Origin of the sequence: Pseudomonas sputi, from assembly GCF_021603585.1 — a bacterium.
Taxonomy (GTDB): domain Bacteria; phylum Pseudomonadota; class Gammaproteobacteria; order Pseudomonadales; family Pseudomonadaceae; genus Aquipseudomonas; species Aquipseudomonas sputi.
Map to the genome: position 1 here is coordinate 245,691 of NZ_BQHI01000002.1, position 23,677 is coordinate 269,367.

Below are 23,677 nucleotides of genomic sequence, written 5' to 3' on the forward strand. Positions count from 1 at the left end.
GAGTATAAAGCGCCCGCGCCCGTTTTTCACTGATTGAAGGGATCAGCGGATTTTGCCTTCCGCGGGTTTGAGTTGCTCCTTGTCGAAATCATCGACATCGATCACCTTGCGCCGCGCCGCTTCGGCATCACGCAGGGTCTGGGCCTCCACGGCCTGCAACACCCCGGCCTCCAGTGCGGCATCGATGGCGTGTTCGCCGGCGACCGGTTTGACCTGACCGCTTTTGAGTGACGTGTGCAGTTTCTTGTGCAGCGGTTGCGCAGCGTTCAGCTGATCGCAGGCGTGTTGCAGCGCACCGACCGCATCGTCTGCCGATTGCGGGCGATAGCAGCCGGCTAGCAGCTCTTCCAGCGCCGGATCGCCCTTGGCCCGGCCGATGACTGCAGCTACCTCGGCACCGAGTTTGTCCGAAGGCCCTTTGTGACGGCGGCCGAACGGGAACACGATCACGCGCAGCAGGCAGCCAAAGACCCGGTTCGGGAAGTTGGTCAGCAGTTCATCCAGCGCCTTTTCCGACTGACCGAGGCTTTCTTCCATGGCCCATCGGAACAACGGTTCCATGTACGCCGGGGAATCGAGGTCGTGGTAGCGCTTGAGCGCCGCCGAGGCGAGATACAGGTTGCTCAGCACGTCACCCAGACGCGCCGAAAGGCGCTCGCGGCGTTTCAGTTCGCCACCCAGCAGCATCATGCTCAGGTCGGCGAGCATGGCAAACGCGGCAGCCTGGCGGTTGAGCGCGCGGAAATAGCCCTGGCTGAGCTTGTCTCCCGGTGCGTGTTCGAAGTTGCCGAGGCCAAGGTTCAACACCAGGGTGCTGGCGGCGTTGCTCACGGCAAAGCCGATGTGCTTGAGCAGCAGGCCATCGAATTCCTTGAGTGCCTGATCCTTGTCTTCGCGTCCGGCGAGGGCCATTTCCTTGAGCACGAACGGATGGCAGCGGATCGCGCCCTGGCCGAAGATCATCAGGTTGCGCGAAAGAATGTTGGCGCCTTCCACGGTGATGAAGATCGGAGCGCCGTTCCAGCTGCGGCCCAGATAGTTGTTCGGGCCCATGATGATCGCTTTGCCGCCATGCACATCCATCGCGTGGCTGATGCACTCGCGACCGCGCTCGGTGAGGTGATACTTGAGAATCGCCGACAGCACCGAAGGCTTCTCGCCCAGATCCACTGCGTTGGCAGTCAGCATGCGCGCAGCGTCCATCATCCACGCGTTGCCGCCGATCCGCGCCATGGCTTCCTGAATGCCTTCGAATGCGGACAGCGGCACGTTGAACTGCTCGCGAATCTGCGCGTACTGCCCGGTGACCAGGCTGGTGAACTTGGCCGCGCCGGTGCCCACTGCCGGCAGCGAAATCGAACGCCCGACCGACAGGCAGTTCATCAGCATCATCCAGCCTTTGCCGAGCATGTCCTGGCCGCCGATGAGGAAGTCCAGCGGGATGAACACGTCCTTGCCGGAGTTCGGGCCGTTCATGAACGCGGCGCCCAGCGGCAGGTGGCGACGACCGATTTCCACGCCGGGGGTGTCGGTCGGGATCAGCGCGAGGCTGATGCCCAGGTCTTCCTTGTCGCCGAGCAGGTGATCCGGGTCGTAGGCCTTGAAGGCCAGGCCGAGCAGGGTCGCGACCGGGCCGAGGGTGATGTAGCGTTTTTCCCAGTTCAGGCGCAGACCGAGGGTTTCCTGGCCTTCCCATTCGCCCTTGCAGATGATCCCGGTGTCGGGCATGGCGCCGGCGTCGGAACCGGCAAGCGGGCCGGTCAGCGCAAAGCACGGAATGTCGTCGCCCCGGGCCAGCCGTGGCAGGTAGTGATTGCGTTGTTCGTCGGTGCCGTAATGCAGCAGCAGTTCGGCCGGGCCGAGGGAGTTGGGCACCATCACGGTGGAGGCGAGGTCGCCGCTGCGGGTCGCCAGTTTCATCGCCACCTGGGAGTGGGCGTAGGCGGAGAAACCCTTGCCGCCGAACTCCTTGGGAATGATCAGGGCGAAGAAACCGTGTTCCTTGATGTGGGTCCAGGCTTCGGCCGGCAGGTCCATCGACTGGCCGATCTGCCAGTCGGTGACCATGGCGCAGAGTTCTTCGGTCGGGCCGTCGATGAACGCCTGTTCCTCTTCGCTCAATTGAACCTTGGGATAGGACAGCAGCTTGTCCCAGTCGGGGCGGCCGCTGAACAGTTCACCGTCCCACCACACCGTGCCGGCGTCGATCGCGTCGCGTTCGGTCTGCGACATCGGCGGCAGGGTTTTCTGGAACCAGCTGAACAGCGGCGCGGTGAAGTGTTTGCGGCGCAGGTCAGGCAACAGCAGCGGGGCGGCCACCAGGGCCAGCACGACCCAGAAAATCAGCAGCAACCAGCCCGGTGCGTGGCTGAAAATCCCCATCGCCAGCAGGTAAGCGGCAACGATGCCCAGTGCAGGCAGCGGGGCGATGCGCCGGTGGGCCAGATATGCCACGCCGACGATCAGAACCAGTATCCACAACAACAGCATATTTAATCCTCCGTGAACCAGGGCGAACCGACCCTTCAGAGCTTAGACGGCATCTGCAAAACGGGGCGGTCAGAGCAAGGTGATTGAAATCGTGGGAAACCCCGGATGTCTTTTGTAGGTTCGGTGGGCAACACGCGTGGGAAATCGTTCGCAGCTTGCGCGTCTTTGCGTGCATGTTTGGCCGAAACGTCGTTATCTCTGTGCTGAACCTCTCGCTAGACTCGGGGCTCAATCAGGAGAATGTCGTCATGCACGAGTATCTGAGCCCCGGCCGCTTCATCGATAGTGACCACCCCTCGGTGGTGGAGTTCGCCGAGCAGCACCGTGGTGCCAGTCGCGATCCGCTCGCGCAGGCGATCAGTCTTTATTACGCGGTGCGCGAGGCGGTGCGCTACAACCCCTACACCTTCAGCCGTGATCCGGACACCCTGCGCGGCAGTTACGCCCTGGCGACCGGCGAAAGCTATTGCGTGCCCAAGTCCACCTTGCTCGCCGGGTGTGCGCGGCATTGCGCGATCCCGGCGAGGATCGGTCTGGCAGATGTGCGCAATCACCTGTCGACCCCGCGTCTGCTCGAGTTGTTGCGCAGCGACGTGTTCGCCATGCACGGCTACACCGAACTGTTTCTCGACGGTCGCTGGGTCAAGGCCACGCCGGCGTTCAACCAGAAACTCTGTGAGCTGTTCAACGTGGCGCCGCTGGAATTCGACGGGATCCATGACAGCGTTTTCCACCCGTACAACCGCGATGGCGCGCAGTTGATGGAGTATCTGGTCGATCACGGCCCGTTCACCGATGTGCCGGAAACCTTCTTTTTCGAGCACCTGGAAAAATGCTACCCGCACCTCTTCGGCGACCGGCAACCGCAGCTGTTGGGTGACATGCACAGTGATGTCAGCCGTCTCTGATCCGGCGTATGCTGCCTGCCCATTTACTGGAAAAGAGGCGGTCATGCTGAAGATCTGGGGTCGCAAGAATTCGTCGAATGTCAGAAAACCGTTGTGGGCGGCCGAAGAGCTCGGGCTGGCCTACGAGGCCATCGATGCCGGTGGCGCGTTTGGTGTGGTCGACACGCCGGAGTACCGGGCGATGAACCCGAACGGGCGGGTGCCGGTGATTCAGGACGACGGTTTCGTGTTGTGGGAATCCAACGCCATCGTGCGTTACCTGCTGGCCAAACATGCAGCAGATACCTCGTGGTATCCGGCGGATCCGCAGGCCCGTGCCACCGCTGACAAGTGGATGGACTGGACGACGTCCAGTTTCGCAGGACCGTTTCGCACGGTGTTCTGGGGCGTTTTGCGTACTCCGGCGGACAAGCAGGACTGGCCGGCGATCCATGCGGCGATCAAGGAATGTGACGGCTTGCTGGCGATGGCCGATCAGGCGCTCAAGCACCAGCCGTATCTGTCCGGGAGTGAAATCGGCATGGGTGATATCCCGCTGGGCAGTTTCATTTATGCCTGGTTCGAGATGCCGATCGAGCGCGCGCCACAGCCGAACCTTGAGGCCTGGTACGCGCGGTTGAAACAGCGTCCGGCCTATCGCAAAGCGGTCATGACCGCGTTGAATTAATACCTACTATCGACACACTTGACTGTACTTGTGCGGCGACGGCAAGCACCATTGCGCTCGAGCGCTGCGGTTGTCTTCCTCGCCGCCGGCTTTTTATCAGTCCTTTTTTCCTTACTGGGTGCGTAAATCCGATATGAGTTCCGCTCTGTCCATCCGGCAGCTAACCAAAACCTACGGCAACGGGTTCCAGGCCTTGAGTGGTATCGATCTGGACGTCGCCGAAGGTGACTTCTTCGCCTTGCTCGGCCCCAACGGCGCCGGCAAATCCACAACCATCGGCATTCTCTCGACCCTGGTCAACAAGACCAGCGGCACGGTGAATATCTTTGGGCACGACCTGGACAAGAACCCGGCGGCGCTCAAGCGCTCCATCGGCGTGGTGCCCCAGGAATTCAACTTCAATCAGTTCGAAAAGACCTTCGACATTGTCGTGACTCAGGCCGGCTACTACGGCATTCCGGCGAAGATCGCCAAGGAACGCGCCGAGCAGTACCTGACCCAGCTCGGCCTGTGGGACAAGCGCGATGTGCCGTCACGTTCGCTGTCCGGCGGCATGAAGCGTCGTTTGATGATCGCCCGTGCGCTGGTGCATGAACCGCGTCTGCTGATCCTCGACGAGCCGACGGCCGGGGTCGATATCGAACTGCGCCGTTCGATGTGGACATTCCTCACCGAACTGAACCAGAAAGGCATCACCATCATCCTCACCACCCACTACCTGGAAGAGGCTGAGCAGTTGTGCCGCAACATCGGCATCATCGACCACGGCACGATTGTCGAGAACACCAGCATGCGTCAGCTGCTCGGCCAGTTGCATGTGGAAACCTTCCTGCTCGACCTCAAGAGCGATCTGGCGATGGCGCCACAACTGGTCGGGTATCCGGCCCGGTTGATAGACGCACACACCCTGGAAGTCCAGGTCGACAAGACCATGGGCATCACTGCGCTCTTTGGCCAACTGGCCCTGCAGAACATCGAAGTGCTGAGCCTGCGCAATAAAACCAATCGCCTCGAGGAGCTGTTCGTGTCCCTGGTGGAGAAAAATCTGTCGAAGGTGGCGGTATGAGTTCCGAACTGCGCCCCAACCTCGTTGCCCTCAATACCATCGTTTATCGCGAAGTCAGACGCTTCACCCGGATCTGGCCGCAGACCCTGCTGCCGCCGGCGATCACCATGGTGTTGTACTTCGTGATCTTCGGTAACCTGATCGGCCGGCAAATCGGCGACATGGGTGGCTTCACCTACATGGAGTACATCGTGCCGGGTCTGATCATGATGTCGGTGATCACCAACTCTTACGGCAACGTGGTGTCGAGTTTCTTCGGCAGCAAGTTCCAGCGCTCCATCGAAGAACTGATGGTGTCGCCGGTGTCACCGCACACCATTCTGATCGGTTACACCATTGGTGGCGTCTTGCGAGGCCTGATGGTGGGTGTGATCGTGACGATTCTGTCGCTGTTCTTCACCCATCTGCAGGTGCATCATCTCGGCGTGACGGTGCTGGTGGTGGTGCTGACGGCGACGATCTTCTCGCTGCTGGGCTTCATCAACGCGGTGTTTGCGCGCAACTTCGATGACATCTCGATCATCCCGACCTTCGTGCTGACCCCGCTGACCTATCTTGGTGGCGTGTTCTACTCGATCACCTTGCTGCCGCCGTTCTGGCAGACCGTGTCGCTGGCCAACCCGGTATTGCATATGGTCAACGCCTTCCGTTACGGCATCCTCGGCGTGTCGGATATCCGTATCGGTATCGCGATCACTTTCATGCTGGTGGCGACCGTGGTGCTGTATTTCGGTTGTGCGCGGTTGTTGGTGAGCGGGCGCGGAATGCGCACCTGATTTCTTCAATGCTGCAATAAAAAACGGCCTCCCACAGTGGAGGCCGTTTTGCATTCAGCGCATGCGACTTTTCTTGCGCCGCGCCCATTGCCGGGCCACCCACCAGCGCCAGTACATCATTACCAGGCAGTAGGCGAGGGCGCCCAGTGCCAGCCCGACCACCACCGACCCCAGCAGAAACGGTTGCCACAAGGTCGAGAGCTCGCCGCTGATCCATTCCCAGGTCAATTCGTCGGGGAGCGTGCGGGCGGGCACATCCATCAGCCAGGCCCCAGCCTGATAAGTGCAGAAAAACACCGCCGGCATGGTGATCGGATTGGTCAGCCAGACCAGACTGACGGCAATCGGCATGTTGCCGCGCACCATGATCGCGAGGACGGCGGCCACCAGCATTTGCGCGGGAATCGGCAGGAACGCAGCGAACAGGCCGACGGCCATGGCGCGGGCCACCGAGTGTCGGTTGAGATGCCAGAGGTTCGGGTCATGCAGCAACGTGCCGAGAAAGCGTAAGGATTTGTGTTCCCTGATGCTCGTCGGGTCGGGCATGTAACGTTTGAATAAGCGCCGGGGCATAAGGCTTCTCGGTCGGTTAAGGCGGCAAGTATGTCTGGATTCTAGGAACCGCCCATTCAGACTTTGTGACAATTGATAACGACGGTCGTGCCCCGTAGCCGCTATGCCTGAAGGTAGGACTCTCAAGGACGGGCTTATGCGCACAGGGATGATGGCGCTGGCGGTCGGTCTGCTGGCTGCGGTTTTTTTACCGGCCTTGCCGCCGGTCGGGTTATGGCTGGTGTTGCCGTGGGTGGCGCTGATGCTGCTGCCGTTTCGCAGCTATCCACTGGCGTTTTTACTGCTTGGATTCACATGGGCGGGTTTCAACGCGCAGTTAGCGTTGAATGATCGACTGCCTTCCCGGCTGGATGGTGAAACGCGTTGGGTGGAAGGGCGTGTCGTCGGCTTGCCGCAGAATGCCGAGGGTGTCGTGCGGTTCGAACTGGCCGATGCCCGCTCACGTCACGAGCAACTGCCATCGCTGATGCGCCTGGCCTGGTATGCCGGGCCTCCGGTCAGCAGTGGTGAGCGCTGGCGACTGGCGGTCAAACTCAAGCGTCCTGGCGGTCTGCTCAATCCGGATGCGTTCGATCACGAGGCCTGGCTGTTGGCGCAGCGCATCGGTGCCACCGGAACGGTGAAGGATGGCCAGCGTCTGGCGCCGGCGCAGTGGGCCTGGCGCGAGGGCATTCGTCAGCGCCTGCTTGCCGTGGACGCCCAGGGGCGTAACGGCGCCCTGGCCGCGTTGGTGCTCGGCGATGGTTCGGGACTCGGTCGCGAGGACTGGCAGACCTTGCAGGACACCGGCACCGTGCACCTGCTGGTGATTTCCGGCCAGCACATCGGGCTGTTGGCAGCGTTGATGTACGCGCTGGTCGCCGGGTTGGCGCGATTCGGCTTTTGGCCATTGCGTTGGCCCTGGCTGCCCTGGGCGTGCGGTCTGGCGTTCGCGGCGGCGCTGGGTTACGGCCTGCTGGCCGGTTTCGACGTGCCGGTGCGGCGGGCCTGCGTGATGGTTGCGCTGGTGCTGTTGTGGCGTTTGCGCTTTCGCCACCTCGGCGCATGGTGGCCATTGCTGTTGGCCTTCAACGGTGTGTTGCTGATGGATCCTCTGGCCAGCCTGCGGCCGGGGTTGTGGCTGTCATTCGCGGCGGTGGCTGTGTTGATTTTCACCTTCGGCGGCCGGCTGGGGCCGTGGCGCTGGTGGCAAACCTGGACACGTGCGCAGTGGTTGATCGCGATCGGCTTGTGCCCGGTGCTGCTGGCGTTGAGCCTGCCGATCAGTCTCAGTGGGCCACTGGCCAATCTGCTGGCAGTGCCGTGGGTCAGTTTCGCGGTATTGCCGCCGGCGTTGCTGGGCACTTTGTTGTTGCCGATCCCTTCTGTCGGGGAAGGGCTGCTGTGGTTGGCCGGCGGGCTGATCGACGGGTTGTTCCGGGCACTGGCCCTGATTGCCGGGCACTGGCCGGCGTGGGTCGCAGCGTCGATGCCGGGGTGGATCCTGGTGCTGGGTTGCATGGGGGCAGTGCTGTTATTACTGCCCCGAGGCATTCCTTTGCGTCCATTGGGCTGGCCGTTGCTGCTGGTGCTGGTGTTTCCGCCGCGGGAGCGGCTGGCCGAAGGTATGGCTGATGTCTGGCAACTGGATGTCGGCCAAGGCCTGGCGATTCTGATCCGCACCCGCAACCACACCTTGCTGTACGACAGCGGTCCGCGTTTCGGTGACCTGGACCTCGGTGAGCGAGTGGTGCTGCCGGCTTTGCGCAAACTGGGTGTGGAACACCTCGACCTGATGCTGCTCAGTCATGCCGATGCCGATCACGCGGGTGGCGCACTCGCGGTGGCGAAAGGTTTGCCGGTCAGCCGGGTCATCAGTGGCGACCCGCCGGGGCTGCCCGACGCGCTGAACGCCGAGGCCTGTGAAAGCGGCCGGCAATGGCAGTGGGACGGCGTTACCTTTCATTTATGGCAATGGGCTGACGCCCACGACAGCAACCAGCGTTCCTGCGTCCTGCAGATCGAAGCCAATGGTGAGCGGTTACTGCTGACCGGTGATATCGACAGCGCCGCCGAGCGGGACTTGCTCAACAGCCCGCTGGCGGTTCCCACCCAGTGGCTGCAAGCCCCGCACCATGGCAGCCGCAGTTCATCATCAATGGCCTTGCTCAAGGTTTTGCAGCCTCGGGCCGTGCTGATTTCCCGGGGGCAGGGCAACTCGTTCGGCCATCCACACCCGACGGTCATTGCCCGTTACCGCAAACAGGGAATACATACCCATGACAGTGCCGAGCAGGGCGCCATTCATCTGCAATTGGGGCGGTTTCAGCCGGCCGGCTCGATGCGTCAACAACGCCGCTTCTGGCGCGCCCCGCCGTTGTCGGGGGCGGAGTACCATTGAGCACGGTCGTCGGGGCGACGGGTCTTTATCGCGAACCGGTATGGTAAAGTGGCGCACTTTTTCGAGGGGGCTGTCACTGTGTGGGAATTGGTCAAATCCGGCGGCTGGATGATGTTGCCGATCATTCTGAGTTCCATCGCCGCCATGGCGATCGTCGCCGAGCGCCTGTGGACCCTGCGCGCCAGTCGCGTCACCCCTGAGCATCTGCTGGGTCAGGTCTGGGTCTGGATCAAGGACAAGCAGCTCAACAAGGAAAAACTCAAGGAATTGCGCGCCAACTCGCCGCTGGGGGAAATCCTCGCCGCGGGTCTGGCCAACTCCAAGCATGGTCGCGAGATCATGAAGGAGTGCATCGAAGAGGCCGCCGCCCGGGTCATTCACGAGCTCGAACGCTACGTCAGCGCGCTGGGCACCATTGCCGCCATGTCGCCGCTGTTGGGTCTGCTGGGTACGGTGCTGGGCATGATCGACATTTTCAGCGCCTTCACCGGTTCCGGCATGAGCACCAATGCAGCGGTGCTGGCCGGCGGTATTTCCAAGGCGCTGATCACCACTGCTGCGGGCCTGATGGTCGGTATTCCGGCGGTGTTCTTCCACCGTTTCCTGCAACGCCGCATCGATGAACTGGTGGTGGGCATGGAGCAGGAAGCAATCAAACTGGTGGAAGTGGTGCAGGGCGACCGTGACGTCGATCTGGCCGGGGGCAAAGCGTGAAATTCCGTCGCAAGCCCCGGGAAACGATCGACATCAACCTCGCGTCGCTGATCGACGTGGTGTTCATTCTGTTGCTGTTTTTCGTCGTGACCACCACCTTCACCCGCGAAACCCAGTTGCGCGTCGATCTGCCGGAAGCGGTCAGCGGCTCGCCGGCCGAGGATCAGCAGGTCAAGCAACTGGACGTGGCCATCAGCGCCGAAGGCGTGTTCTCGGTGAACAACAAGATTCTGCCGAAGAACGATCTGGCCACCCTGATGGAAGCCATGCAGAAAGAAGCCAACGGCGACACCAGCATGCCGTTGTCGATCAGTGCTGACGGCAAGGCTCAGCATCAATCCGTGATCACCGCCATGGATGCGGCCGGCAAGCTCGGTTTCAGCCATCTGCGCATGACGACGGTCGAGGCGGCGCCCAAATCCTGATGGCCATGTCCGATCGTCTGCTCGCCGCGTGGTATCAGGGGCACCCGGCCCTGACGCTGTTGCGGCCGCTGGAGTGGCTGTATCGCCGCGTTGTGGCCGGCAAGCGTCAGCGTTTTCTCGACGGTGAGGGCGAGATCTATCAATCCCCGGTGCCAGTGATCGTGGTCGGCAATATCACCGTCGGCGGCACCGGCAAGACACCGATGATCCTGTGGCTGATCGAGCACTGCCGACGCCACGGGCTGCGGGTCGGCGTGGTCAGCCGTGGCTATGGCGCCAAACCGGCGCACTTGCCATGGCGGGTCGAGTCTGATCAGACTGCCGACATTGCCGGCGACGAGCCGTTGCTGATCGTGCAGCGCACGGGGGTACCGCTGATGATCGACCCTGACCGCAGCGCCGCCGTCAGAGCGCTGCTGGACAGCGAGCCGCTGGACCTGATCCTGTCCGATGACGGCATGCAGCATTACCGCCTCGCGCGGGATCTGGAACTGGTGCTGATCGACGCTGCCCGTGGGCTTGGCAACCGGCGTTGCCTGCCCGCCGGCCCCCTGCGTGAACCGGTCGAACGCCTGCAAAGCGTTGACGGGGTGCTGTTCAACGGTGCCCCTGAGGATCGCGACGGCGGTTTCGCCTTCCGTCTGCAGCCCTCGGCGCTGGTCAATCTGCGCAGCGGCGAACGCCGGCCGCTCGATCATTTTCCGCCCGGTCAGGCCGTGCACGCAGTGGCCGGGATCGGCAACCCGCAACGTTTCTTCAATACCCTCGAAGCGCTAGACTGGCGGCCAGTGCCCCACGCCTTCGCCGACCACGCCGAATACAGCGTGCAGGCCTTGAGTTTTACGCCGTCATTGCCAGTGGTGATGACTGAAAAGGACGCGGTGAAGTGCCGTGCCTTCGCCGCCACCGACTGGTGGTACCTGGCGGTCGATGCCGTGCCGTCGCCGGCCTTCGTGGCCTGGTTCGACACGCAGTTGATGCGCCTGTTGCCGGATCGTCTTTTGCCTTAATCCGTTTTTATCCAGGGAATGTTCATGGACACCAAATTGCTCGACATCCTCGCCTGCCCGGTCTGCAAAGGCCCGCTCAAACTCAGCGCCGACAAGACCGAACTGATCAGCAAGGGCGCCGGCCTGGCGTACCCGATCCGCGACGGCATCCCGGTCATGCTGGAAAGCGAAGCCCGCACCCTGACCACCGATGAGCGTCTGGATAAATGACCACCGCCTTCACCGTTGTCATCCCGTCGCGCTACGCCTCGAGCCGTCTGCCGGGCAAACCGCTGCTGGACATCGCCGGCAAGCCGATGATCCAGCACGTCTGGGAACAGGCCAGCAAAAGCAGCGCCAGCCGCGTGGTCGTGGCTACCGACGATGCGCGCATTGTCCAGGCCTGCAAGACTTTCGGCGCCGAAGTGGTGCTGACCCGTGAAGATCACAATTCCGGCACCGATCGTCTGGCCGAAGTGGCGGCGAAGCTGGGGCTGGAACCGGATGCCATCGTGGTCAATGTGCAGGGTGACGAGCCGCTGATCCCGCCGAGCGTGATCGATCAGGTCGCCGCCAACCTCGCAGCCCACACCGAGGCGCGGATGGCCACCCTGGCCGAGCCGATCGAAGACGTCGAAACCCTGTTCAATCCGAACGTGGTCAAGGTCGTCAGCGACCTCGACGGTCTGGCGCTGACCTTCAGTCGAGCGACCCTGCCATGGGCCCGCGATGCCTTCGCCAAGAGCCGCGATGTGCTGCCGGAAGGCGTACCGTACCGTCGTCACATCGGCATTTATGCCTACCGCGCCGGTTTCCTTCAGGACTTCGTGAGCTGGGGGCCGTGCTGGCTGGAAAACACCGAATCCCTCGAGCAATTGCGTGCCCTGTGGCACGGCGTGCGGATTCACGTGGCTGACGCGTTGATCGCACCGCCAACCGGGGTCGACACCGCCGAAGACCTCGAGCGCGTCCGTCGCCTGCTGGAGGCCTGATGCGCGTTCTGTTCGTGTGCCTGGGCAATATCTGCCGTTCGCCTACCGCCGAAGGCGTGTTGCGCCATAAATTGCGCGAAGCGGGGCTGGCGGATCAGGTCGAAGTGGCCTCCGCCGGCACCGGTGACTGGCACGTCGGCAACCCGCCGGACAAGCGCAGCCAGGCTGCGGCCAGGCTGCGCGGTTATGACCTGTCGGCGCAACGCGCTCAGCAGGTCAGCCGCGCCGATTTCGCCAGCTACGACCTGATCCTCGCCATGGACAACAGCAACCTGCGCAACCTCAAGGCCTTGCAGCCGTCCACCGGCAAGGCCGAGCTGGACTTGTTCCTGCGTCGGTATGAAGGGGAAGTCGATGAAGTGCCGGATCCGTATTACGACGGCGATCAAGGCTTCGAGCAGGTGCTGGATCTGATCGAGCGTGCCTGCGATCAGCTGTTGATCGAAGTGAAGGGGCGGTTATGAGTTTGCAGGTGCAGCCGCAGGTTTCCCTGAAGCCCTTCAATACCTTCGGCGTTGATGTTCGCGCGCAGCTGTTTGCCGAAGCTCACAGTGACGCCGAAGTACGCGAAGCCCTGGCTTACGCGACTTCCCACAACGTGCCGTTGCTGGTGATCGGCGGCGGCAGCAACCTGTTGCTCACGGCGGACATCCCGGCGCTGGTGCTGCGCATGGCCAGCCGTGGTATTCGTGTCATCAGCGACGACGGCAATCGTGTGGTGATTGAAGCCGAGGCCGGCGAGCCGTGGCACCCGTTCGTGCAGCACACGCTGGCGCAGGGTTTTTCGGGACTGGAAAATCTCAGCCTGATCCCCGGCACTGTCGGCGCCGCGCCCATGCAGAACATCGGTGCCTACGGCGTCGAGATCAAGGATGTGTTCGCCGGCCTGACGGCGCTGGATCGCCAGACCGGCGAGCTGCGCGACTTCAGTCTGGAGGAGTGCAACTTCGCCTACCGCGATAGCGTGTTCAAGCAGCAGCCGGGTCGTTGGTTGATCCTGCGAGTGCGCTTCGCACTGAACCGAGTCGCGCATCTGCATCTGGAATATGGCCCGGTGCGTCAGCGTCTGACCGAGCAAGGCATCGAGCAGCCGACGCCGACGGATGTCAGCCGCGCGATTTGCAGCATCCGCAGCGAAAAACTGCCGGACCCGGCAGTGCTCGGCAATGCCGGCAGTTTTTTCAAGAACCCGCTGGTGTCGGCGGCGGTGGTCGCACAGATCAAGGCACAGCACCCGGATCTGGTGGCCTACGCGCAACCGGACGGGCAGATGAAACTGGCGGCCGGTTGGCTGATCGAGCGCGCCGGTTGGAAGGGCTTTCGCGAGGCCGATGCCGGCGTGCATAAATTGCAGGCGCTGGTGCTGGTCAACTACGGCGCGGCGACCGGGCTGCAATTGCTCGATCTGGCGCAGCGCATCCAGAAAGACATTTCAGAACGTTTCAATGTTGAGCTGGAAATGGAGCCCAACCGCTATTGAGGCTACGCTTTCAAGGCTGAACCCAAAGCCCTGCACTTATTTAAAAAGTGCAGGGCTTTTTTGTTAATCGCGGGTTAACGTAGCCAGCTAACGATACAGCCATTTGCTCCACCAAAGGCCCGGTGCAGACGTTCCCGTCGGCACAAGAGAGCCTGATTAGCCTGAGCCGATCTGCGCGAACCACTACCGTCCCTGCGGTGGCAGATGGCTCGACCCCATAACCTCCAAGAATATGCGGGCGTGCCCATGATTACCCTTAAACTCAATGGTCAAGATCATCCACTCGATGTCACCGAGGACATGCCACTGTTGTGGGCGATCCGTGACGTCGTCGGTTACAACGGCACCAAGTTCGGCTGCGGCATGGGCCTGTGCGGTGCGTGCACCATTCATATCGACGGCGCGCCGGCGCGCAGTTGCATCACCCCGATCGGTTCGGTGGTCGGGCAGAACGTGACCACCATCGACAACCTGCATGCCGACCCGGTCGGTCAGATCGTCCAGCAAGCCTGGCTCGACACGGCCGTTGCCCAATGCGGTTACTGCCAGGGCGGGCAGATCATGTCCGCCACCGCGTTGCTCAAGACCAACCCGAACCCGAGCGACGAGCAGATTGAAGAGGCGATGGTCGGCAACATTTGCCGTTGCGGCACCTACAACCGGATCAAGACTGCGATCCGCCAGGCATCCACTCACCTGAAGGAGGCCAAGGCATGAGCCGTTTACCGAACAATTTCGCCCTGAGCAACCTGAGTCGCCGGGGCTTCCTCAAAGGCGTCGGCGCCACCGGTGCGCTGGTGTTGGCGGCGAGCTGGGGCTGGCAGGATGCGCTGGCCGAAGACAAGCCGAAGCAGTTCGGCGCCGATGGCATGCCCAATGGCTGGATCGATGATCCGAAAGTCTACGTCAGCATTGCCGCCGACGGCACGGTGACCGTGGTCTGCAACCGTTCGGAAATGGGCCAGGGCGTGCGCACCAGCCTGACCATGGTGGTCGCCGATGAACTGGAAGCCGACTGGGCGCACGTCAAGGTTCAGCAGGCACCGGGAGATGAGGTGCGCTTCGGCAACCAGGACACCGACGGCTCGCGCAGCATGCGTCACTGGTACGAACCGATGCGCCGTTGCGGCGCCGCCGCCCGCACCATGCTTGAGCAAGCGGCCGCCGCCCGGTGGAAGGTGCCGGTCGGCGAATGCCGCGCGCAGCTGCATAAAGTCATTCACACGCCGTCCGGGCGCGAGCTGGGTTACGGCGAGCTGGCCGCGGCAGCCAGTGCGCTGGCGGTGCCGGCCCGTGAGAGCCTGCGGCTCAAGCAACCGTCGGAATTCCGCTATATCGGCAAGGAGGGCACCAAGGCCATCGACGGTGCCGACATCGTCAATGGCCGCGCGGTGTACGGCGCCGACGTGCATTTCGACGGCATGCTGTTCGCGGTCATCGCACGCCCGGCGGTGTACGGCGGCAAGGTCAAGTCAGTGGATGACAGCGCCGCGCTGAAAGTGCCGGGCGTACTCAAAGTCATCCAGATCGAACCGCGGCCATTGCCTTCGGAGTTCCAGCCGTTGGGTGGCGTGGCCGTGGTGGCGAGCAATACCTGGGCGGCATTGAAGGGCCGCGAGGCGCTGAAAATCGAGTGGGACGATGGCCCGAACGCCACTTATGATTCGGTCGCCTATCGCAAGGAGATTGAAGCCGCTTCGCTGAAACCGGGCAAAGTGGTGCGCAATACCGGCGACATCGACAAAGCCATCGGCAGTGCCGCCAGCACCCTGGAAGCGTCTTATTACTTGCCGCATCTGGCCCAGGCACCGATGGAGCCGATGGTCGCCATCGCCCGTTACAAGGATGGCACCTGCGAGGCCTGGGCGCCAAGCCAGGCGCCCCAGGTCACCCGCGAGCGGATCGCCGAACGTCTGGGCCTGCCGTTCGATAACGTCACCTTCAATGTCACGCTGTTGGGCGGTGGTTTCGGGCGCAAGTCGAAACCGGACTTCGTCGTTGAAGCGGCCGTTCTCGCCAAAGAATTTCCCGGCAAGGCAGTGCGCGTGCAGTGGACCCGGGAAGACGACATCCACAATTCGTATTTCCACACGGTGTCCGCCGAGTACCTCAAGGCCGGTGTGGGCAAGGACGGCTTGCCGTCCGCCTGGTTGCACCGCACGGTGGCGCCGAGCATCACTGCGCTGTTCGCACCGGGCATGAATCACGAAGCTGCCTTCGAACTGGGCATGGGTTTCACCAACATGGCCTACGCGATTCCCAACGTGCGCCTGGAAAACCCCGAAGCCACGGTGCACACGCGGGTCGGCTGGTATCGCTCGGTGTCGAACATTCCCCATGGTTTCGCGATCCAGAGTTTTGTCGACGAACTGGCGCACAAAGCCAAGGAAGATCCGCTCAAGTACCAGATCAAATTGCTTGGTCCGGATCGGCAGATCGATCCACGCACTTTGAGTGAGGAGTGGAACTACGGCGAATCCCCCGAGCGTTATCCGATCGACACCGGGCGCATGCGCACCGTGCTCGAAACGGCGGCCAAGGCGGCGGGTTGGGGGCGTCAGTTGCCCAAGGGCCGTGGTCTCGGATTGGCCGTGCATTACAGCTTCGTCACTTATGTGGCGGCGGTGATCGAGGTCGAGGTCAAGGACGACGGCACGCTGCTCGTGCACAAGGCCGATATCGCCGTGGATTGCGGCCCGCAGATCAACCCGGAGCGGATCCGTTCGCAGTTCGAAGGCGCGTGTGTGATGGGCCTGGGCAATGCCGTGTGGGGCGAAATCAGCTTCAAGGACGGCAAGGTGCAGCAGGACAACTTCCATATGTATGAAGTGGCGCGCATGTCGTTGGCGCCGAAGGAAGTCGCGGTGCATCTGGTAACGCCGCCGGGCGAGGTGCCGCTGGGCGGTGTCGGCGAACCGGGCGTGCCGCCGATTGCGCCGGCGCTGTGCAATGCGATCTTTGCCGCGACCGGTCAGCGTATCCGCAACCTGCCGGTGCGTTACCAGTTGCAGGGCTGGCAGAAGGCGCAAGCGTGATGGACAGCGCCGATCTTAATGTCCTGCGCAGTGTGCTCGAATGGCGTCGCGCCGGGCAGCGGGTGGTGTTGTTCAGCGTGGTGCAGACCTGGGGCACCGCGCCCCGGGCGCCCGGCGCGATGCTGGCGCTGCGCGAAGATGGCGTGGTGATCGGCTCGGTGTCCGGCGGTTGCGTCGAGGACGATCTGATCGCCCGGCTGCACGATGGGCGGATTCCCGCCAACGGGCCGCCGGTGCAGTTGATCACCTACGGCGTGACGCAGGAAGAAGCCGCGCGCTTCGGCCTGCCTTGCGGCGGCACCCTGCGCCTGACCGAGGAACGGGTCGGTGATCCGGCGTGGGTCGCCGAGTTGCTGGATCGCTGCGAGGCTCACGAAATCGTCGCTCGCGAGCTGAACATCGACACTGGCGAGGTGGTGTTGCGACCGGCCGGCAAGACTGACACCTTGAACTTCGACGGCCTGACCCTGCGTGCCATTTACGGTCCGCGCTGGCGCCTGCTGTTGATCGGCGCCGGGCAGTTGTCGCGGTATGTGGCCGAGATGGCGCGGTTGCTGGATTTCGAAGTGCTGATCTGTGATCCACGTACCGAATTCGTCTATGGCTGGGAAGAGCAGCATGGACGGTTTGTCCCCGGCATGCCGGACGAAGCAGTGCTGAATATCCAGACCGATGAACGCACGGCGATTGTCGCGCTGACTCACGACCCACGGCTGGATGACATGGCGCTGCTCACGGCGCTCGACTCCAAGGCGTTCTACGTCGGCGCACTCGGCTCGCGGGTCAACAGCCGCAAACGTCGGGAAAATCTGGCTGAGCTAGGCCTGTCGGAAGCGGCCATTGCCCGTTTGCACGGGCCGATCGGTTTGCATATCGGCAGCCATTCCCCGGCGGAAATCGCCCTGTCGCTGTTGGCGGAAATCGTCGCGATCAAGAATGGTGTCGAGCTCAAGCAGAAGAAGACAGTGGAGAGCGTATGAGCCGATCGATCGGAGTGATTGTGCTGGCGGCGGGCGAGGGCAGCCGCTTTCGCGAAGTGGCAGGCGCTGACAAGGACAAGCTGCTGGCCGATTGCACCGGGCGCGATGGTGAGGTGCGTTCGGTGATCGAGCAGGTGCTGGTGAGCCTGCCGGCGAGCCTCGACAAGCGAGTGCTGGTGACGACCGAGGCGCGGCCGCAGGTGATGCGCATGGCGCAGGCTTACGGGTGTGACGTTGTCTCGATCGAGTCCACGGGAATGGGCGACAGCATTGCGGCGGGGGTGGCGGCTTGCCCGGAGGCCGATGGCTGGCTGATTGTGCTGGGCGACATGCCATTCATCCTGGCGTCGAGCATTGAGCGGGTTGTGGCGGCGATTGCCGAGGATGCGGTCAGCGTACCGACGTTGAACGGTGACTATGGGCATCCGGTCGGGTTTGGTCGCTCGTTCGCCGCAGGGTTGATGGCCTTGTCCGGTGATCGGGGCGCGCGACCGTTGTTTGCCCAGGGTCGGGTGATGGAAGTCGCGGTGGATGATCCCGGCGTGTTGTGGGACATCGACGTCCCGGATGCTCTGGTTTTTCCGCCATCCTGATAAAACCTGAGGCAATAAAAAGCCCCGCCTGGATCACCAGGCGGGGCTTTTTAGTGGCGTTTGGAATCAGACGAGGGGTTTAGGCTCGTGTTCTTTTTCCTGGGCCTCTTCGTGTTGCTCGACCGCTTCCTGAACGGAGCGTGGTGCTTCGGCAATCACGGCTTCAACGGCCACTTCCTCAGCGACCGGGGCAGGAGCTGCCTCGACCACTTCGGCAGCTGGAGCAGCAGCGGCGGCAGCGGCAGCCAGCTCGGCTTCCTTCTGCAGACGCTCTTCTTCACGCTTGCGACGACGCACTTCACGCGGGTCGTTCGGCGCACGGCCGCTTGGGGTCAGCGCGCTGACGGGTGCGACGACTGGAGCCGCTTCAACCACCGGGGCAGGTGCTTCGGCGACAACCGGCACTTCAACCGCAGGGGCTTCAACGACCGGTGCCGGTTCAGCAACAACTACTGGCTCGGCAGCCTTGGCTTCTTCGACGACAGGCGCTTCAACCACTGGCGCTGGTGTTTCAGCGACAGCCGGCTCGGCTACCCAGTTGAATGCGGTCTGCTCTTCGCGAACTTCACGCACGGTTTCGGTTACGGTTTCGACAGCCGACTCTTCAGCAACGACGGGGGCTTCGAAGGTCACGGCAGGTTCGGCAGCGACTTCAGCCTGAGGCTGAGCTTCGCGAACCGGAGCTACTTCGACTTCCGGAGCGGCAGCTGCTTCAACCGGTGTGGTGGCTTCAACAGCCGGTGCTTCAACTGGAGCCGTTTCCAGCGTGGCAGCGGTGGCGCGTTCAGCTTGCTCGTGGGCCTGAGCTTCGGCTGGAGCGCTGATCACGGTGCTGGCAACAGCAGCGGTAACAGCCAGACCAGCAGCCAGATCGGCCGTGCTTGGCGCTTGAGCGTTTTCGCCGGACTCGGATTCTTCCGAACCCTCGATCACGTTGCCATTGGCATCACGCTGACGTTCGCGACGGTTGCTGCGACGACGCTGACCACGGGAGCGGCGGCGTGGACGATCGCCTTCGGCGTTCTCCGAACCGTCTTCCGGCAGTTGCTCTTCGTTGGTGGTGATTTCTTCTTCGGCGACGGCAGCAGGGGCCTGTTCGGCGCGCGGTTGACGCTCTTCACGCGGAGGACGTGGCGCACGTTCTTCACGTGGCTGACGGGCCGGACGCTCTTCAGCGGTGGCGGCAGCAGAAACGGCCGGAGCGGCATCCAGAGGCTCGCGCAGTTCACGTACGCGTTCTTCACGCTCGCCACGTGGCTTGCGATCTTCACGCGGAGCACGTGGTGCACGTTCTTCGCGAGGGGCGCGTGGTGCGCGCTCTTCGCGGGCTACCGGTGCTTCGTCACGGGATTCGCGTGGCTCGCGGACTTCACGGGGTTCGCGCGGTTGACGCTCTTCACGCGGCTCACGTGGGGCGCGCTCTTCACGCGGTGCACGTTCTTCACGCGGCTTGCGTTCTTCATCGCGGCGACCGTTACGGTTGCGGCTCTGCTGACGACCATTGCGACGCTCTTCGTTGCGGGCCGGACGCTCGGTGGCAGGTTTCTCAACCACGACCGGAGCAACAGGCTCTTCCTTGGTGGCGAACAGGCTGACCAGCGACTTCACCAGGCCTTTGAACAGGCTTGGCTCTGGCGCGGCAACCGGAGCAGGTGCCGGGGCCGGAGCGGCGACTTCGGTCGGAACCGGAGCGTTGGCGCGGGCCGGAGCAGTCTTGACGGCGGCTTCCTGGCGAACCAGGGTGCGGGTCGCGGCGGCTGGCTGGACGTCTTCGACTTCGGCGGCAGCGGCAGCGATTTCGTAGCTGGACTGGTTGGTCGCGGCTTCCGGGCTGTCGTCGCGCAGGCGCTGAACTTCGAAATGCGGGGTTTCGAGGTGATCGTTCGGCAGGATGACGATGCGGGCGCGGGTGCGCAGTTCGATCTTGGTGATCGAGTTGCGTTTTTCGTTGAGCAGGAACGCGGCCACCGGGATCGGCACTTGAGCGCGCACTTCGGCGGTCCGGTCTTTCAGGGCTTCTTCTTCGATCAGGCGCAGGATCGCCAGGGACAGCGATTCGACATCACGGATGATGCCGGTGCCGCTGCAGCGCGGGCAGACGATGCCGCTGCTTTCGCCGAGCGAAGGGCGCAGGCGCTGGCGGGACATTTCCAGCAGGCCGAAGCGCGAGATGCGGCCGATCTGCACGCGAGCGCGGTCGGCCTCCAGGCATTCGCGGACTTTTTCTTCCACGGCGCGCTGGTTCTTGGCAGGGGTCATGTCGATGAAGTCGATGACGATCAGGCCGCCGATGTCGCGCAGGCGCAACTGACGGGCGATCTCTTCGGCCGCTTCAAGGTTGGTCTGCAGGGCGGTTTCTTCGATGTCGCTGCCTTTGGTGGCGCGCGCCGAGTTGATGTCGATGGACACCAGGGCTTCGGTCGGATCGATGACGATGGAGCCGCCGGACGGCAGTTCGACGACGCGCTGGAAAGCGGTCTCGATCTGGCTCTCGATCTGGAAACGGTTGAACAGCGGAACGCTGTCTTCGTACAGCTTGATCTTGCTGGCGTACTGCGGCATCACCTGGCGGATGAAGGTCAGGGCTTCGTCCTGGGCTTCAACGCTGTCGATCAGCACTTCGCCGATGTCCTGGCGCAGGTAATCGCGGATGGCGCGGATGATCACGTTGCTTTCCTGATAGATCAGGAACGGCGCGGAACGATCCAGCGAGGCTTCCTTGATGGCGGTCCAGAGTTGCAGCAGGTAATCGAGGTCCCACTGCATTTCTTCGCTGCTGCGGCCCAGACCGGCAGTGCGCACGATCAGGCCCATGTCGGCCGGAGCCACCAGGCCGTTCAGCGCTTCACGCAGTTCGTTGCGCTCTTCGCCTTCGATGCGACGGGAGATGCCGCCGGCACGCGGGTTGTTCGGCATCAGAACAAGGTAACGACCGGCCAGGCTGATGAAGGTGGTCAGGGCGGCGCCCTTGTTGCCACGTTCTTCTTTTTCGACCTGAACGATGACTTCCTGGCCTTCGCTCAGGACGTCCTTGATGTTGACGCGGCCTTCAGGGGCTTTCTTGAAGTATTCGCGGGAAATTTCTTTGAGGGGCAGGAAGCCGTGGCGCTCGGAGCCGAAATCGACAAAGGCAGCCTCAAGGCTTGGTTCGATGCGAGTGATGCGGCCTTTATAGATGTTGGCCTTCTTCTGCTCGCGTGCACCGGATTCGATGTCCAGGTCGTAGAGGCGTTGGCCATCTACCAGTGCAACACGCAACTCTTCGGGTTGAGTTGCGTTAATCAGCATTCTTTTCATGTAGTACCGTCGGTTTCCGGGCTGCCGGAAACGGCGTTCGGCACACACGACTTCTCACGGTCGGTGTCAGGTGCGTCGGGAGTGGTTGGCCATTCCCGTGTCCAGCGATGTCCAGCCAATTGGGCCGTTATCGCGACGTACGCGTCCTGCTTGCTGTGGCTACTTAAGCACTCAGTCAGGAGGAGGAATCAACCGGTGGCTGTGGACGAGATGAAGCGTCTTGATAAAGCCTGTTGCTACACAGTCCAGCGGTTGTGCATCTCCACCCTACACGTATCCCTGATAATTCGGGTGCTGCCGCGCGCAGAATCCGCAGCGGGTTGGCATTTACCGTGAGCTCCGAAAGGGGAGGTCACGCATCATGGCTAATTCAGGCGGTGTTTCCGGAGTCTTCGCTCGGGGTCATCCGCGGCTGACTGCACTTTGTGAACTGGCCGTGAATATGGCTCGCGTGGCGAGTCAAACTCTGCTTTGCGGCGTGATTCAGGCCTCATGTCACCTGCGCTTGTTACAGCTGCAAACTCCACCGTTACGTAGCAAAAGCCCCGTAGGACGGCCTCGCGTCCTGGTGAATTGCGTTGGTCAGGGCCGGTTTTTGACCGTGGTTCCGCTGTCCAGGCCGCTTTTGGCGGCGTTCGCGACTATAGCAGCAATGATTAAGTGCTTCAATTCCATAAAAAATTGTTATTATCCGCGCCATGACGACTACTGCCCCTACGACTCCAGGCGTTCAATTGCTTGAGGTCTCGCCGGAATATGCCGGCCAACGAATCGACAATTTTCTCCTCGCCCGGCTCAAAGGCGTGCCCAAGACCTTGATTTACCGCATTTTGCGCAAAGGCGAAGTGCGCGTGAACAAAGGTCGGATCAAGCCCGAATACAAGCTGCAGGCCGGTGATATCGTGCGCGTGCCGCCGGTGCGTGTGCCTGAGCGCGACGAGCCGGTGCCTTTGGCCCAAGGTCTGTTGCAGCGCCTAGAGGCCTCGATTGTCTACGAAGACAAGGCCCTGATCGTGATCAACAAGCCCGCCGGCATTGCGGTTCACGGTGGCAGCGGCCTGAATTACGGCGTTATCGAAGCCTTTCGTCAGTTGCGCCCCGATGCCAAGGAGCTCGAGCTGGTTCACCGTCTCGATCGCGACACCTCCGGCCTGCTGATGATTGCCAAGAAACGCAGCATGTTGCGTCACTTGCATGCTGCGTTACGCGGTGACGGTGTCGATAAGCGCTACATGGCACTGGTTCGCGGCAACTGGGCGACCTCGATCAAGCAAGTTCGTGCTGCGCTCGGCAAGAGCAATCTGCGCTCCGGTGAGCGCATGGTCGAGGTCGACGAGGAGGAGGGCAAGGAGTCTGTGACTGTGTTCAAGGTCCTGCGTCGCTTTGGCGATTTTGCCACTTTGATCGAAGCCAAGCCGATCACCGGGCGCACGCACCAGATCCGCGTCCACACGTTGCACGCCGGGCACTGCATTGCCGGTGACACCAAATACGGCGATGACAGTTTCAGTAAGGAAATCCGTGATCTGGGCGGCAAGCGCCTGTTCCTGCACGCCTACATGCTGACCGTGCCACTGCCTGATGGTGGTGAGCTCAAGTTGCAGGCACCGGTCGATGAAATGTGGGCCAAGACTGTGGAGCGATTGAGTGCGCCCATCTGATTACAAACTGCTGATTTTCGATTGGGACGGCACCCTGGCCGATTCCATTCATCGGATTGTCGAGGCGATGCATTCGGCATCCGGGCGCTGCGGTTTTGAGCTGCGTGATGACTTCGCCGTCAAAGGCATTATCGGTCTGGGGCTACCCGAGGCGATTCGTACGCTGTATCCCGAGATCAGTGACGGCGAGATGGTCGCGTTTCGCGAGTTTTACGCGGAACACTACATCGCTGCAGAAGCCGTGCCTTCGCCGTTGTTCGAAGGCGTGGTCGAGTCGATGGCATCTTTTCGCGAGCAGGGTTATCACCTGGCTGTCGCGACGGGCAAGAATCGTCGCGGGCTGGATCGGGTGCTCAAGGCAAATGGCTGGGAGGAATATTTCGATATCACTCGCGCAGCCGATGAAACTGCAAGCAAGCCGCACCCTCTGATGCTGGAGCAGATCCTTGCGCATTGCGGTGTGCGTGCCGAACAAGCGCTGATGGTCGGCGATTCGTCCTTTGATCTGTTGATGGCGCGCAATGCGGGGATGGATTCGGTGGCGGTCAGTTATGGCGCGCAATCGATCGAATCCCTGCAGCAGTTCGCGCCGCGACTGTCGATCGACCATTTTTCCGAATTGCACGCCTGGCTGGGGCAGCAGGCTTAATA

Annotated in this window: 21 protein-coding genes; 18 read left to right on the top strand and 3 right to left on the bottom strand. The window is 62.3% G+C overall.

Features of this window, described 5'->3' with window-relative positions:
- Positions 1 to 42 precede the first annotated feature (42 nt).
- Positions 43 to 2,490 (bottom strand): acyl-CoA dehydrogenase, encoded by a 2,448-nt coding sequence (locus L6D81_RS03720; RefSeq protein ID WP_236177938.1) that lies wholly within the window; start codon positions 2,488 to 2,490, stop codon positions 43 to 45.
- 248 nt (positions 2,491 to 2,738) lie between these two features.
- Between L6D81_RS03720 and L6D81_RS03725 the strand changes: the two genes are divergently transcribed.
- The 4 genes from L6D81_RS03725 to L6D81_RS03740 all read left to right on the top strand — a co-directional run bounded on the left by L6D81_RS03725 (position 2,739) and on the right by L6D81_RS03740 (position 5,907).
- Complete coding sequence (locus tag L6D81_RS03725) at positions 2,739 to 3,398, top strand: transglutaminase-like domain-containing protein (protein ID WP_236177939.1); 660 nt, start codon at positions 2,739 to 2,741, stop codon at positions 3,396 to 3,398.
- A gap of 43 nt (positions 3,399 to 3,441) precedes the next feature.
- Positions 3,442 to 4,065 carry a glutathione S-transferase family protein gene (locus tag L6D81_RS03730; protein WP_236177940.1) on the top strand — a complete coding sequence of 208 codons (624 nt, stop codon included), beginning with the start codon at positions 3,442 to 3,444 and terminating at the stop codon, positions 4,063 to 4,065.
- A 133-nt stretch (positions 4,066 to 4,198) separates the two neighbouring features.
- Positions 4,199 to 5,131, top strand: coding sequence for an ABC transporter ATP-binding protein (locus L6D81_RS03735; protein WP_236177941.1), 933 nt, complete (start codon positions 4,199 to 4,201; stop codon positions 5,129 to 5,131).
- Positions 5,128 to 5,907 carry an ABC transporter permease gene (locus L6D81_RS03740; protein ID WP_011335453.1) on the top strand — a complete coding sequence of 260 codons (780 nt, stop codon included), beginning with the start codon at positions 5,128 to 5,130 and terminating at the stop codon, positions 5,905 to 5,907. The genes L6D81_RS03735 and L6D81_RS03740 overlap by 4 nt, the downstream gene beginning before the upstream one ends.
- A 54-nt stretch (positions 5,908 to 5,961) precedes the next feature.
- Here L6D81_RS03740 and L6D81_RS03745 read toward each other — a convergent pair whose 3' ends face one another.
- Entirely contained in the window at positions 5,962 to 6,480 is a 519-nt protein-coding gene (locus L6D81_RS03745; protein ID WP_236177942.1) for a DUF2062 domain-containing protein, read from the bottom strand.
- Positions 6,481 to 6,616: 136 nt separating this feature from the next.
- Between L6D81_RS03745 and L6D81_RS03750 the strand changes: the two genes are divergently transcribed.
- From L6D81_RS03750 to L6D81_RS03805, 12 genes are all read left to right on the top strand, one after another.
- Positions 6,617 to 8,860 carry a DNA internalization-related competence protein ComEC/Rec2 gene (locus L6D81_RS03750; RefSeq protein ID WP_236177943.1) on the top strand — a complete coding sequence of 748 codons (2,244 nt, stop codon included), beginning with the start codon at positions 6,617 to 6,619 and terminating at the stop codon, positions 8,858 to 8,860.
- A 78-nt stretch (positions 8,861 to 8,938) separates the two neighbouring features.
- Positions 8,939 to 9,574 carry a MotA/TolQ/ExbB proton channel family protein gene (locus L6D81_RS03755; protein WP_170928977.1) on the top strand — a complete coding sequence of 212 codons (636 nt, stop codon included), beginning with the start codon at positions 8,939 to 8,941 and terminating at the stop codon, positions 9,572 to 9,574.
- A complete protein-coding gene (locus L6D81_RS03760; RefSeq protein WP_236177944.1) occupies positions 9,571 to 9,999 on the top strand; it encodes an ExbD/TolR family protein in 429 nt (142 codons plus the stop codon). Before L6D81_RS03755 ends, L6D81_RS03760 begins: the two co-directional genes overlap by 4 nt.
- Positions 9,999 to 11,009 (top strand): tetraacyldisaccharide 4'-kinase, encoded by a 1,011-nt coding sequence (gene lpxK / locus L6D81_RS03765; RefSeq protein ID WP_236177945.1) that lies wholly within the window; start codon positions 9,999 to 10,001, stop codon positions 11,007 to 11,009. Before L6D81_RS03760 ends, lpxK begins: the two co-directional genes overlap by 1 nt.
- Before the next feature lie 24 nt (positions 11,010 to 11,033).
- Positions 11,034 to 11,219, top strand: a complete 186-nt coding sequence (locus L6D81_RS03770) for a Trm112 family protein (RefSeq protein WP_003179363.1) — start codon at positions 11,034 to 11,036, stop codon at positions 11,217 to 11,219.
- Complete coding sequence (gene kdsB / locus L6D81_RS03775; protein ID WP_236177946.1) at positions 11,216 to 11,980, top strand: 3-deoxy-manno-octulosonate cytidylyltransferase; 765 nt, start codon at positions 11,216 to 11,218, stop codon at positions 11,978 to 11,980. Before L6D81_RS03770 ends, kdsB begins: the two co-directional genes overlap by 4 nt.
- Positions 11,980 to 12,444: a low molecular weight protein-tyrosine-phosphatase gene (locus tag L6D81_RS03780; protein ID WP_236177947.1), complete on the top strand. Its 465-nt coding sequence runs from the start codon at positions 11,980 to 11,982 to the stop codon at positions 12,442 to 12,444. Before kdsB ends, L6D81_RS03780 begins: the two co-directional genes overlap by 1 nt.
- Positions 12,441 to 13,460, top strand: a complete 1,020-nt coding sequence (gene murB, locus L6D81_RS03785) for a UDP-N-acetylmuramate dehydrogenase (RefSeq protein WP_236177948.1) — start codon at positions 12,441 to 12,443, stop codon at positions 13,458 to 13,460. The genes L6D81_RS03780 and murB overlap by 4 nt, the downstream gene beginning before the upstream one ends.
- A gap of 246 nt (positions 13,461 to 13,706) precedes the next feature.
- A complete protein-coding gene (locus L6D81_RS03790) occupies positions 13,707 to 14,177 on the top strand; it encodes a (2Fe-2S)-binding protein (protein ID WP_236177949.1) in 471 nt (156 codons plus the stop codon).
- Positions 14,174 to 16,495 (top strand): xanthine dehydrogenase family protein molybdopterin-binding subunit, encoded by a 2,322-nt coding sequence (locus L6D81_RS03795; RefSeq protein ID WP_236177950.1) that lies wholly within the window; start codon positions 14,174 to 14,176, stop codon positions 16,493 to 16,495. Before L6D81_RS03790 ends, L6D81_RS03795 begins: the two co-directional genes overlap by 4 nt.
- Positions 16,495 to 17,475 carry an XdhC family protein gene (locus tag L6D81_RS03800; protein ID WP_236177951.1) on the top strand — a complete coding sequence of 327 codons (981 nt, stop codon included), beginning with the start codon at positions 16,495 to 16,497 and terminating at the stop codon, positions 17,473 to 17,475. The genes L6D81_RS03795 and L6D81_RS03800 overlap by 1 nt, the downstream gene beginning before the upstream one ends.
- Positions 17,472 to 18,068 (top strand): nucleotidyltransferase family protein, encoded by a 597-nt coding sequence (locus L6D81_RS03805; RefSeq protein WP_236177952.1) that lies wholly within the window; start codon positions 17,472 to 17,474, stop codon positions 18,066 to 18,068. The genes L6D81_RS03800 and L6D81_RS03805 overlap by 4 nt, the downstream gene beginning before the upstream one ends.
- 66 nt (positions 18,069 to 18,134) lie before the next feature.
- On the opposite strand, the gene rne is transcribed toward L6D81_RS03805, so the two are convergent.
- Positions 18,135 to 21,365, bottom strand: coding sequence for a ribonuclease E (gene rne, locus L6D81_RS03810; protein ID WP_236177953.1), 3,231 nt, complete (start codon positions 21,363 to 21,365; stop codon positions 18,135 to 18,137).
- A gap of 698 nt (positions 21,366 to 22,063) precedes the next feature.
- Between rne and rluC the strand changes: the two genes are divergently transcribed.
- Together rluC and L6D81_RS03820 are read left to right on the top strand one after the other, a co-directional pair.
- Entirely contained in the window at positions 22,064 to 23,026 is a 963-nt protein-coding gene (rluC, locus tag L6D81_RS03815) for a 23S rRNA pseudouridine(955/2504/2580) synthase RluC (protein WP_085696997.1), read from the top strand.
- Positions 23,013 to 23,675, top strand: coding sequence for an HAD-IA family hydrolase (locus tag L6D81_RS03820; protein ID WP_236177954.1), 663 nt, complete (start codon positions 23,013 to 23,015; stop codon positions 23,673 to 23,675). Before rluC ends, L6D81_RS03820 begins: the two co-directional genes overlap by 14 nt.
- Positions 23,676 to 23,677 lie beyond the last annotated feature (2 nt).

Bases quoted from the DNA above. Each gene is read 5' to 3' on its own strand.
- kdsB (WP_236177946.1), top strand. From the start codon at position 11,216: ATGACCACCGCCTTCACCGTTGTCATCCCGTCGCGCTACGCCTCGAGC.
- rne (WP_236177953.1), bottom strand. From the start codon at position 21,365: ATGAAAAGAATGCTGATTAACGCAACTCAACCCGAAGAGTTGCGTGTT.
- L6D81_RS03770 (WP_003179363.1), top strand. From the start codon at position 11,034: ATGGACACCAAATTGCTCGACATCCTCGCCTGCCCGGTCTGCAAAGGC.
- L6D81_RS03720 (WP_236177938.1), bottom strand. From the start codon at position 2,490: ATGCTGTTGTTGTGGATACTGGTTCTGATCGTCGGCGTGGCATATCTG.
- L6D81_RS03725 (WP_236177939.1), top strand. From the start codon at position 2,739: ATGCACGAGTATCTGAGCCCCGGCCGCTTCATCGATAGTGACCACCCC.
- rluC (WP_085696997.1), top strand. From the start codon at position 22,064: ATGACGACTACTGCCCCTACGACTCCAGGCGTTCAATTGCTTGAGGTC.
- murB (WP_236177948.1), top strand. From the start codon at position 12,441: ATGAGTTTGCAGGTGCAGCCGCAGGTTTCCCTGAAGCCCTTCAATACC.
- L6D81_RS03740 (WP_011335453.1), top strand. From the start codon at position 5,128: ATGAGTTCCGAACTGCGCCCCAACCTCGTTGCCCTCAATACCATCGTT.
- L6D81_RS03745 (WP_236177942.1), bottom strand. From the start codon at position 6,480: ATGCCCCGGCGCTTATTCAAACGTTACATGCCCGACCCGACGAGCATC.
- L6D81_RS03735 (WP_236177941.1), top strand. From the start codon at position 4,199: ATGAGTTCCGCTCTGTCCATCCGGCAGCTAACCAAAACCTACGGCAAC.
- L6D81_RS03750 (WP_236177943.1), top strand. From the start codon at position 6,617: ATGCGCACAGGGATGATGGCGCTGGCGGTCGGTCTGCTGGCTGCGGTT.
- L6D81_RS03800 (WP_236177951.1), top strand. From the start codon at position 16,495: ATGGACAGCGCCGATCTTAATGTCCTGCGCAGTGTGCTCGAATGGCGT.
- L6D81_RS03805 (WP_236177952.1), top strand. From the start codon at position 17,472: ATGAGCCGATCGATCGGAGTGATTGTGCTGGCGGCGGGCGAGGGCAGC.
- lpxK (WP_236177945.1), top strand. From the start codon at position 9,999: ATGGCCATGTCCGATCGTCTGCTCGCCGCGTGGTATCAGGGGCACCCG.
- L6D81_RS03780 (WP_236177947.1), top strand. From the start codon at position 11,980: ATGCGCGTTCTGTTCGTGTGCCTGGGCAATATCTGCCGTTCGCCTACC.
- L6D81_RS03790 (WP_236177949.1), top strand. From the start codon at position 13,707: ATGATTACCCTTAAACTCAATGGTCAAGATCATCCACTCGATGTCACC.
- L6D81_RS03730 (WP_236177940.1), top strand. From the start codon at position 3,442: ATGCTGAAGATCTGGGGTCGCAAGAATTCGTCGAATGTCAGAAAACCG.
- L6D81_RS03795 (WP_236177950.1), top strand. From the start codon at position 14,174: ATGAGCCGTTTACCGAACAATTTCGCCCTGAGCAACCTGAGTCGCCGG.